This is a genomic window from Pseudovibrio sp. Ad26, from assembly GCF_001623285.1.
In the GTDB taxonomy this organism is placed as follows: Bacteria; Pseudomonadota; Alphaproteobacteria; order Rhizobiales; family Stappiaceae; genus Pseudovibrio; species Pseudovibrio ascidiaceicola.
In genome coordinates this window covers 1-10,505 of the sequence record NZ_LMCE01000120.1, presented here as the reverse complement: position 1 = coordinate 10,505, position 10,505 = coordinate 1, and the positions used below count along the sequence as shown (strand labels likewise).

Below are 10,505 nucleotides of genomic sequence, written 5' to 3'. Positions count from 1 at the left end.
CAATCTTTGGTGTTCTGAAAAACGTAAACTAAGTCAGTTATTCCGTAACAGTGGCTTGTTACCAAACCACTCGCGAATAACCGCCGTCCACGTTTCTCTTTCTTCTTCCGTATTCAATTGTCAATGAACAGGGCTTTCACCCACACTCAAAAGAGTAAATCACTCACCAACTCAATCATTTCCGATCGAGCCTGAGCGATCAATCCTTTCGAGGAACTCAAGAGCGCATCGTGCCGTCGCCGGCAGCGCCGTCGCTCTCGATGAGCTGGGTTATAGGCCTGAGCCCTCCAACCGTCAACCTGAAAACGACAAAAAAACCCAAAAACATCACCCACCTATGTGTAAAACATACCTAATCCGCAGAAACGCGCCGTTTCAATTCTACACCGTCCCTGTGAGGGATAAATCTATCTAATCAACCTCCCCCAACGAGAGGTTTAAAAGCGCCTTATTTCCCCGTAATCACACCAGCCACTCTCCATGCTCCAACTCCCGGCCACCAAAGACTCAGGGAGAACATTACAGGAATAGACCGCGATCAAATCAGACTGCACTCTCTCAGAACGCTGGCAAGCAGACTTCGGAGCAATCCGCGTTCTTTGAAAACTGAATAATGAATGAGGGTGTATGGTGGTCGTGGCACAGGCTGTAGCGCCTGAACTCGCCGAGATGGCATTAATGTGCTGAGAGACGCCCAATGGAAAGCCCCGCCATTGCGTTCGTTTGCGTGGTTTTGCGCGAAACAGCGTTTTTATGCGCTCAAATGTTCAATACGGCAAGGAAACAGCACGTTTGGGAAGACGCGGAACTAAGAACAACATCAGCAAATGCCCCCTGCTCCGGCCAACTGAGAGACAGGACTTATCCTCCTTCTATCAAATCTTATAAACGCAAACCAAAAAACTATCCCCGCAAAGGAGCGGTTTTGATCATCAGCTTCAGGTCTGGAAACGCGGTTATGGCGCATTGCGCTGTTTATTTTTGTGTGCTTCCCTTCCCCTGGGAGTTTTAATAGCGGAAATAACAATGATTTTCAGAGCTTTGAAAGATATGAATGCGTCAGTGTTGGGGTTCGGCTGCTGGGCTGTAGGTGGCACCTGGAATGACACAGAGGACCAAACCTCTATCCGAACCATGCGAACAGCCGTTGAGCTGGGCATCAATTTCTTTGATGTCGCTCCGGTTTACGGGCTTGGGCATGCAGAAACGCTTTTGGGTGAGGCCCTCAAGACCTTTGAGCGTGACCAGCTGTATATTGCCACCAAGTGCGGGCTGGTTTGGAACAATCCGGAAAGAGCTGTCAAAAACAATCTGACCAAAGCTTCTATTATAGAAGAGGTGGATCAATCACTCGAGCGTTTGCAGACAGAGTATATTGACGTACTGCAATGCCATTGGCCTGATCCCCATACACCTGTTGAAGAGACCGCCGAAGGTTTACGCGCTGTTGTGGAGAGTGGGAAGGTTCGACATCTTGGCGTCTCCAACTTCTCTTTGAAGATGACTAAAGAGCTGATGCAACATTGTGAGTTGGCCACTTACCAGGGGCTTTATAACCTTCTAGAGCCGAATGCCACGCATTATCATAATATACCGCTGAGTTACCGTAGTCGTGATGAGATCATTCCGCTTTGCGAGGAGCGTGACCTCAAGTACTTGCCTTATAGCCCATTGATGCAGGGATTGCTGGCAGGAACCTTCAAAGCAAGCGGTAACTTTGACCAAAATGATGATCGCGCCAATAACCCGAAACTGAATTCTCCGCTACTGGAGAAGTATCTCGGCTGTGCTGACGAGTTGAAAGCTTACGCTGAAAAAGCCGGTATGCCTCTGGCCTATCTGGCTATGGGGTGGTTGATGGCGCAGGATGCCGTCGGGCCCATTATTACCGGAGCCTATCAGGAATGGCAGGTAAAAGAGAACATTGCGGTCACAACACGCTCTTACGATGTGGACCTTTTGAAAGGTGCTGAAGACATCGTTGCGAAGTGGGCGCTATCTTAACTTATCGAGATCGAGCCAACAAAACCCGGTTCTGAGGAATTGGGTTTTCACTTCGCAATCCTGAGTAATGTGATTTTATATATGGGCTTTGCCCTCATAGTTTGGTCGACACCATTTAGACGTAGCTTCATCGCTCGGATAGCTGTCTCCAAGAACAGCATTGGGTTTATGTTCAATCGCAAACCCGATTTCCTTCTCTTTCATCAGTAGAACAAAGAACCGCTGTTTGATTGTGGAGCTCCAGAGAGTGCCACAAATCTGTTTCAAAGTCTGAACGATCATATGAGCCAGGCATGAAACTGCGTTCTAACCACAGTTCGCCCTTCAGGTCATAGATGGCAACTTCCCGCCCTCGCATCAAACATTATCGTCACCTAACACCTCAATTACACCTCTCGCCTAAGGCCGAATGCAACATGTCTCCAATGCGTATTGGATCCGACTTCCCACGGAGCCGAAACTGAGCTGCTCTTACTTTGAATGATATTCTCTGCGCTGCGTCCGAACCTCACTTCACACACTAAGGTTTACTATGAGAAAGCCATCAATAAGAGAACAGCCCTACTCACGCACCTCATTAGACCTGAAATATCTTCATCTTTGCATAGTCAATACTACATGGAAGAGATTGGTATTCTCTGAATACTAGCGCATTCGAGCAGTATGAGGTTCGAAAATAAAATATGAAGATCAAAAGCTTAGAGATGTGAGACAGGTTTATCGGTCTCTTTGATATTGCTTTTGCAGGATCAGACAAATCAGCAAAAGCTATCCCCAAGACTAAGTATTTTTACTCTTGTGTGTAATGCATTTAAATTTGTAGGTTTCGCGCACACCAAGTGGTGCCTAACCAATCACTGTCAGCGACGGCTTCTTGCTAAGCCAGATCACTTTCGCTGTATGGCATCGCTATCCATCTGTGCCTCCGCCATGGAGGCAACCGCGTTGCCAGCTTCCGCCCTTTGTGCGTGGAACCCATTTCTGGCAGTGATCGTATAGGCTCGCCCATGAGCTTTCGCGGCAGATGGCTAACAAGCGGATCATGGCTCTTGGTTGAGCTGCTAAATCCACGTGACGTGCGCACTCGGGCTGCATGCGTGGATATCTGCCAATAAACAGGACCAGTATGACTGATCAAACCTGCGCAGATCTTATTCCGGCCCCCGAAGGGCCGTCCAATCTTATTGATACTGATTATGAAGTGGGACAGGACAATATTACACCGCGAATCGCTGGTGTTGCGTTTGACGTACACAATATCGTTTTCACTATTTCCAGTATTGCGATTGCAATTTTTGTTGCAATTACTCTGCTCTATAAAGACGCTATTGGCCCGGTCTTTGGTGATCTACGTGTTTGGCTCACTTCTAGTTTTGACTGGTTTTTCCTAATTGCCGGCAATATCTTTGTGTTGCTTTGCCTCTTCCTGATTGTGTCTCCACTGGGAAAGGTTCGCATCGGCGGCAGAGATGCAAAACCAGATTACAGCTACAGCGAATGGTTCTCCATGCTGTTTGCTGCAGGCATGGGCATCGGCCTTGTCTTTTACGGCGTGGCTGAGCCACTTGGCCATTTCTCTTCCATCACTTCTGGCAGCAGCTGGGCCCCATTGGGCGGTGAAGCGCTGAGCGGTGCGGAAGCAGAGCGCCTTGCCATGGCCTCCACCATCTTCCATTGGGCCCTGCACCCATGGGCAACTTACGCTGTGATTGCTCTTGGTCTGGCTCTGTTTGCCTATAACAAAGGCCTGCCGCTGACTGTTCGCTCTATCTTTTATCCAATTCTGGGTGAGCGCGTTTGGGGTTGGCCGGGTCACGTGATTGATATTCTGGCTGTGTTTGCCACCTTGTTTGGTCTGGCAACTTCTCTGGGTATTGGTGCAGAACAGGCCAATGCTGGTTTAAACCATTTGTTTGGCCTGGAAATTACAACAACAACCAAGGTCATTTTGATCATCGCGATCTCTGGTATTGCACTTTGTTCTGTTGTTATGGGACTGGATAAAGGTATCAAACACCTTTCCACCTTCAACGTGATCACCGCTGCTTTGCTGCTTGGTTTTGTTCTGCTGGCTGGTCCGACATTGGACATCCTGCAGAAGCTGTTCTGGAATCTGGAAGCTTATCTGGAATATCTGCCAGCACTTTCCAACCCAATTGGCCGCGTTGACGATAACTTCCGTCAGGGTTGGACAACTTTCTACTGGGCTTGGTGGTTCTCCTGGGCACCGTTTGTGGGCATGTTCATCGCTCGCATCAGCCGTGGCCGCTCTGTTCGTGAGTTCATGATCTGCGTGCTGGTTATTCCAAGTGTTGTCACCACTCTCTGGATGACAGCCTTTGGCGGCACAGCGATTGAACTGGAAGCAACTTCTACCCTTGGCAAAATTGCAGGCGCGGCGACTGAAATTCAGCTGTTCGAGATGCTGAGCAACTTGCCACTTGCCGAAATCACATCTGTATTGGGTGTTGTTCTGATCATCACATTCTTTGTGACGTCTTCAGACTCCGGTTCTTTGGTGATCGACACCATCACAGCTGGCGGTAAGGTGAATGCACCGGTTCAGCAGCGCATCTTCTGGGCCTCTTTGGTTGGTCTTGTTGCGATTGCATTGCTGCTTGGCGGTGGTCTTTCCAGCCTTCAGGCGATGACGGTTTCAACTGGCTTCCCATTTGCAATTGTCTTGCTTGGCGCATGTTTTGCAATCGTCAAAGGTTTGCGTAGCGAGCCTCGATAAGCAAACTTCATACTGAATTCAAAAAAGCGGCGGGATCATTCCCGCCGCTTTTTTTGTTTGAAATGAGCGTATGTGAGATCGTGGTGTGATCCGCTCCAAGTCAGTGGATGGTTGCTGCCAGCTTCTTGGCATCTGCGCGCATATTCGCCGGAAGCGGGATGTAACCAGAGGAAATTGCTGCTCCCCTTGCCTGTCCGCTCAAAACAAATTCAGCAAACTGACGCACCGCAGTGCCTGTTTTCACATCAGGATAGACGTCTTCCGTCACCAGCCAAAAGAATGAAATGATGGGGTAAGCGCTGGGGGCTTCTGGGTTGTGGATCTCATCGATGGAGAGCGGGTCACCACTTCTGCTGATCTCCTCGATAGCTGCTTCTCCGGCATTGAGTGAAGGTGCTACGAAGTTGCCCTTTTGATTTTCGACCAGAGCCATCGGGATTCCCAGTGTGCTGCCAAAGGCTGAGGGTGCGTAGCCGATTGAGCCATTGTTCTCGGTGATCTTGGTGACAACCTCAGAAGAACTAGGCACAAGGACAGCATCTTTCGGGAAGGTTTCCAGTGGCCAAATGCTGGCAGATTTGCCAGACCATGCATTTTCGGCGGTGTACAAGTGCTTGGAGAGCGCAAGGTTTGCGCCGCTGGCATCACTGCGGCCAACAATGGTGATCTTCAGCTTTGGCAAGCGCAGGTCCGGGTTCACCATGCGGATTTCACGGTGGTTCCAGTATTGGATAGAGCCGTCGAAGATACCGGAGAGTGCGTTACGTGTGAGCTTCAAGTGGCCGACGCCCTCAATATTGTAAAGAATACCGAGCATGCCTGCGGTGATGGGGATCTCCAGCAGTTTGTCCTCTATGGCCACAGGCTCATCGGCAGTATCAACATCGAGGTCTTGCTCCAGGATCGCTTCCAGCGGAGCGCTGGAAACAGCGAAATCGACCTTGCCTGCTTGCAATGCCAACACCCCTGCTCCACTGCCAATCGGGTCGTATCGCACATCGATCTCGGGGTTGGAGGTTTTGAAGAGGCGCAGAGTTTCATTGAACAGGACGTCGGGGTACATGGAGCCCGCTCCGCTCAGTTCCTCGTAGGGTTCTGCCTGGGCGTAACTGTCCTGAGCCATTGAGGAGTTAATCAGAAAACCGGTTGCCAAAAGCGAAAGGAACGAAGCAGCTAAAATCTGAACGCACAGTTTTGGAGAGATCCGGTTGAGCATGACACATCTTTCTCGGAGATTTTCCAATATGTAGACGCTGGTGTGCGTCATTTTATGCTGAAGGGCAGCTATATAACCGCCCGCGCAAGGCCCCTCATAACTTAGATTTTATAAAGGCTTTCTCATTGTGGGCTGCGGTATTCTTTGAAAACTTTATCTATAGAAATACAGCATTGGTTTTGCTTGATCTTAGGGAGAGATTTACTTCGCTGAGGCATGGTCTGCACACGCAGAAAATCGTACCCAGACAAAGGTGCGGAGGATGGCAAAGAACAAGAAGCCACTTCAGTGGAGCAGCAAGGCAGACACCACCGCACATGAGCACAACAAGCAGGTGCTGAAGATGGTGCGCCATTTGCTGCGTGCGCATGAGACCAGCTGGCTGGTGAAGCAGCTGAAGAAGTGGTCGCCCACCGATTTGCTGCAGCTGTTGACTGCCCTTCCCCTGCCGGACGCTCGCAAGCTGTTTGCGCTGCTGCCTATTCGGCCTTCCACCAAGATCCTTGCTGAGCTTTATCCGGATTTTCGGGCTGAACTGCTGAAAGACGGGACGACCACGCGGCTGGTGGAGATTCTCAATACGCTGAAGGAGAATGATCTGGCGGATACGCTGGATGAGTTTCCGCAGAGCTTGCTCGACATCATTGTGCCGCAGCTGGATGCCCGGGCGGAGATTGAGGAGCGGATTTTGCATGGGGAGGATACGGCCGGGCGGTTGATGAGCCGGAAGTTTGTGGCATTCAACGAGGATTATACGGCGGGGAAGGCTATTGCGGCGATCAAGAGCCAGTATGATCTGGTGGGGCGGTTTCGTACGGTGTTTGTGGTGGATGCCAAGCACCGGCTGGTGGGGCGGCTTGATGTGACGCGGCTTTTAACGCTGGAACCGAAGGTGCGCATTGGGGATGTGATGGACGCCAATGTGCTGGCGGTATCTGCGGAGATGGATCAGGAGGATGTGCTGCGTAAGGCGGCGAAGCGACAAATCTCCTCCATGCCGGTGATTGATGTTGACGGGAAGCTGATTGGGCGGATTACGACTGAGCAGATGAACCAGATTGTGCGGGAGGAGCTCTCGGAGGATCTGATGTTGATGGGCGGTGTTTCGCCGGAAGCACGGCCATCTGACTCCGTGCGCCGGATCATCAAAGGGCGGCTACCGTGGTTGATGACAGGGTTGATTGGGTCGGCTGTTGCAGCGCTGGTGGTTGGGTCTTTTGAGGATGAGCTGGAGAAGGCGGCTATTTTGGCGGCGTTTATTCCGGTGATCATGTCGATGGCGGGTAATTCCGGGCTTCAGGCGTCTGCTGTTGCGGTGCAGGGCATTGCGACGGGGTCGATCTGGACGGGGAGCACGCTGTTTCGGCTTTGGAAGGAGTTTTGCGGGGCGCTGTCCAACGGGGTGATTGCGGGCAGTGTGCTGACCGTGCTCATCAGCATTGGGGCCGTACTGTTTGAGATTCATGATCCCGTGTGGCTGGCGCTGACGGCAGCGTCGTCGCTGGTCATCGTCACCACGGTTGCGGCGATGGTGGGGGCGACGGTGCCTGTGGTGCTGGACAAGATTGGCATTGATCCGGCAGCGGCGACGGGTGTTTTCATCACAACCAGCAATGATGTACTTGGGGTGTTGGTTTACTTCACGACCGCCAGCTATCTTTATCTGTAACTTGACGTTCCCTGCCCTAACGGTCCCTACTACCCAACGATGAGGGAGGGATTTTTATGGAACAGGAACAAAGTTTCAGCCACAGCGAAGGTGAGGCTGGGGAATTTGTGGCGCGGGGGTTGCGGAGTTATTTTGAATATCGCGATCTTGGCGTGGCTGATGCCACCAACGGGGCTGTGGTTGCGCATGTGATTAAAGCGCGTGAGGGGCACAATGCGACAGGTCAGTGGCATGTGCATGATTGCTCCTTTCAGTTTTATTATGTGCTGAAAGGCTGGGCGCGGTTTGAATATGAGGGGCATGGCATTCGCACGGTGAAGCCGGGGGACTGCGTGGTGCAGCCAGCGGGCATTCGCCACCGCGAGATTGAGCATTCTGAGGATTTTGAGCTGATCGAGATCGTCTCGCCTGCCAACTTCGGCACTCGGGCGGAAGATGAGACTTCTGAGACCACTGAGGCCTGAAAGCAAAACCGGGGCTTGTGAGCCCCGGCGTGTTTTATGAAATCAGCGCTGCGCAGCTGCTGGTTTTGCGCGGCGTGGTCTGTTGCTCTGGCTGCGGTTTGGGCCGCTTTTCTGAGCTGGGCGCGCATTTGCGTTTGGTTTGCCACCGCGGCCACGACCTGCATTTGGCTTTGCACCGGCTGGTCTTGCACCTGCCTCACCTGCTGGTTTGCTGCCTTGTGCGGCACCGTTGCGGCCTGCACCGCCAGCCGGACGACCAGCACCACCGGCTGAGCGGCCAGCGCCGCCGCCACCACCGCCACGACGGTTGCCTTGCGGGCGTTTGTGGCGTTTCAGCTGTGTCTGTTCGTTTGTTGGGTCGTACGCAGGCATTTCGCCGTCCGCCCAATCGCCATCACCAGACGGGATTTTGCGGCCAATCAGGCGTTCAATATCGCGCAGGTATGGTTGTTCGGTTCCATCACACAGGGAGATGGCAACACCGCTTTTGCCTGCGCGGGCTGTCCGGCCAATGCGGTGAACGTACGCTTCCGGCACATTTGGCAGCTCGTAGTTGACCACGTGGCTGACGCCATCAATATCAATACCGCGGGCTGCGATGTCTGTTGCCACAAGGATTTTGATGGAGCCATTTTTGAAGCCATCAAGTGATCTTTCGCGCTGGCGCTGGCTCTTGTTGCCGTGGATGGCTGCTGAGCTGAGGCCTGCTTTGTCCAGATGACCGCTGACACGGTCTGCACCGCGCTTGGTGCGGGTGAAGACGATGGCGCGTTCGATGCCTTTTTCCGACAGGATTTCCTGCAGGGCAGCTCGCTTTGAGCTTGAATTGAGGAAGCGAACGGACTGCTCGATTTTCTCAATTGGACGGGAGACCGGCGCCACGGAGATTTCGCGCGGGTTGGTCTGGAACTCTTTGGCCAGCTTGCGGATCTGGTGTGGCATGGTTGCGGACAGCAGCACTGTCTGGCGCACTTTTGGCAGTTTGCCAAGAATACGGCGGATGGCTGGGGCAAAGCCAAGGTCCAGCATCTGGTCGGCTTCGTCCAGTACAACGGTTGTTGTGGCGTCCAGCTTGATGCCACCGGTGCTCATGTGGTCTTCCAGACGGCCCGGTGTGGCGATCACAATGTCCAGACCTCTGGACAGGGCGCGCAGCTGTGGGCCGGGTTTCACACCACCAAAAATAACGGCAGTTGATGGGCCGATATACTGGCCATAGGTGCGCACGCTATCGGCGATCTGGGAGGCAAGCTCACGGGTTGGCGCAAGAATAAGCGCACGGCAGGTGTGCGGCGCTGGTTTTTTGCGGTCTTCTGCCAGACGGGTCAGCAGTGGCAACACGAAGGCTGCGGTTTTGCCGGTACCTGTTTGTGCGATGCCGAGGATGTCCTCGCCCGCTTTCATGTGCGGAATTACTTCACGCTGGATTGGGGTTGGGGCCTCATAGCCCTCTTCTTTTACAGCGCGCAGGATAGGCTCTGCTAGGCCAGCTTCGTCAAAATTCTTCACTCTCGTACTTCCAAGATGTGCAGAGCACGCCCCCTGATATGGGATCAGGCAGGTACTCATAGATTAAACGCCAGCATATACCCCGCAGACATACATCTACGCGGCCAGACTGGCTAAAATTGAGATCCATGGAGTTTGAGAGGAGCTTTGAAAGCGACCTAGAAACGCTGCGGACCACGGTGCGTGCCCGTGTTACATCCCACTCGAGCAGGCTGCCTTGCTGAATATATTGCAGGCAGCGGGGTGGCGCTCCAAGCATATGCCCGATAAGCGCGTTGCCTCGGGAGATATAGGTAAATGCGCGGGAATGCAAGGGGTGGGGTGTAGATGCCCCCTGCCGAGCTCCCCTCACCGACATCATCCCGCACTTGATGCGGGATCTAGAACGATTAGCAAAACCGTCACCCTAAGTCCCGATACAGATCACGCTAAGCTGGGTTAAGTGCTTCAATTAGCTTCAGTTTCCATGCCCGCCTCCAGCGTTTCAGCTTTTTCTCACGAGCGATCGCATCACCAATGCGCTCGAACTCTTCGTAATAGACCAGCTGAGAAACCCCATAACGAGCCGTAAATGAGGTTGCCGCCTTCTCCCGATGCTCATGAATACGGCGCGCCAGATTATTGGTGACGCCCGTGTAGAGCGTCCCGTTTCTCTGACTTGCGGTGATGTAGATGTAATAGGGCATGTCGTAGTTTGCAGGTGCCCATGTGACCTGCCAACTGCGTGATGTGGCTAGGATGTTATCAGGGGTGAGTTACAGCTGGATCCCGGGTCTGGGTGTACATACCGGAGACATAGGTGACAGGTGTTCGGAGAGATGGTTGACACATTAACATGGCATTCAGGGAGGGACCGGGATGCCTTGGAAAGAGTGTTCAACAATGAAACTTCGAGAAGAGTTTGTC

7 protein-coding genes are annotated in these 10,505 nt (G+C 52.7%); 4 read left to right on the top strand and 3 right to left on the bottom strand.

The genetic code is table 11. The annotated features are described in order from the left end of the window. Nucleotides 1–1,026 precede the first annotated feature (1,026 nt). Both PsAD26_RS23175 and PsAD26_RS23165 read left to right on the top strand, forming a co-directional pair. Entirely contained in the window at nucleotides 1,027–2,004 is a 978-nt protein-coding gene (locus tag PsAD26_RS23175) for an aldo/keto reductase (RefSeq protein ID WP_063312312.1), read from the top strand. A gap of 1,126 nt (nucleotides 2,005–3,130) precedes the next feature. Next, nucleotides 3,131–4,741, top strand: coding sequence for a BCCT family transporter (locus tag PsAD26_RS23165; protein ID WP_063312310.1), 1,611 nt, complete (start codon nucleotides 3,131–3,133; stop codon nucleotides 4,739–4,741). A gap of 100 nt (nucleotides 4,742–4,841) precedes the next feature. Here the strand turns inward: PsAD26_RS23165 and PsAD26_RS23160 are convergent, their stop codons facing one another. Beyond that, the gene (locus PsAD26_RS23160; RefSeq protein ID WP_063312309.1) at nucleotides 4,842–5,957 is read right to left on the bottom strand and encodes an extracellular solute-binding protein; all 1,116 of its coding nucleotides are present in this window, start codon (nucleotides 5,955–5,957) and stop codon (nucleotides 4,842–4,844) included. A 262-nt stretch (nucleotides 5,958–6,219) separates the two neighbouring features. Between PsAD26_RS23160 and mgtE the strand changes: the two genes are divergently transcribed. Both mgtE and PsAD26_RS23150 read left to right on the top strand, forming a co-directional pair. Further along, a complete protein-coding gene (gene mgtE / locus PsAD26_RS23155; protein ID WP_063300421.1) occupies nucleotides 6,220–7,626 on the top strand; it encodes a magnesium transporter in 1,407 nt (468 codons plus the stop codon). Between the two features lie 56 nt (nucleotides 7,627–7,682). Further along, nucleotides 7,683–8,090 (top strand): cupin domain-containing protein, encoded by a 408-nt coding sequence (locus PsAD26_RS23150; RefSeq protein ID WP_063312308.1) that lies wholly within the window; start codon nucleotides 7,683–7,685, stop codon nucleotides 8,088–8,090. Between the two features lie 42 nt (nucleotides 8,091–8,132). Here the strand turns inward: PsAD26_RS23150 and PsAD26_RS23145 are convergent, their stop codons facing one another. After that, nucleotides 8,133–9,599 carry a DEAD/DEAH box helicase gene (locus PsAD26_RS23145; protein WP_063312307.1) on the bottom strand — a complete coding sequence of 489 codons (1,467 nt, stop codon included), beginning with the start codon at nucleotides 9,597–9,599 and terminating at the stop codon, nucleotides 8,133–8,135. 428 nt (nucleotides 9,600–10,027) lie between these two features. Further along, on the bottom strand, nucleotides 10,028–10,285 hold the full coding sequence (locus PsAD26_RS23140; protein WP_063312306.1) for a GIY-YIG nuclease family protein: 258 nt from the start codon (nucleotides 10,283–10,285) through the stop codon (nucleotides 10,028–10,030). Nucleotides 10,286–10,505: the final 220 nt, after the last annotated feature.

Coding starts and splice junctions, on each gene's coding strand:
- PsAD26_RS23175 (WP_063312312.1), top strand. CDS start 1,027: ATGATTTTCAGAGCTTTGAAAGATATGAATGCGTCAGTGTTGGGGTTC.
- PsAD26_RS23165 (WP_063312310.1), top strand. CDS start 3,131: ATGACTGATCAAACCTGCGCAGATCTTATTCCGGCCCCCGAAGGGCCG.
- PsAD26_RS23160 (WP_063312309.1), bottom strand. CDS start 5,957: ATGCTCAACCGGATCTCTCCAAAACTGTGCGTTCAGATTTTAGCTGCT.
- mgtE (WP_063300421.1), top strand. CDS start 6,220: ATGGCAAAGAACAAGAAGCCACTTCAGTGGAGCAGCAAGGCAGACACC.
- PsAD26_RS23150 (WP_063312308.1), top strand. CDS start 7,683: ATGGAACAGGAACAAAGTTTCAGCCACAGCGAAGGTGAGGCTGGGGAA.
- PsAD26_RS23140 (WP_063312306.1), bottom strand. CDS start 10,285: ATGCCCTATTACATCTACATCACCGCAAGTCAGAGAAACGGGACGCTC.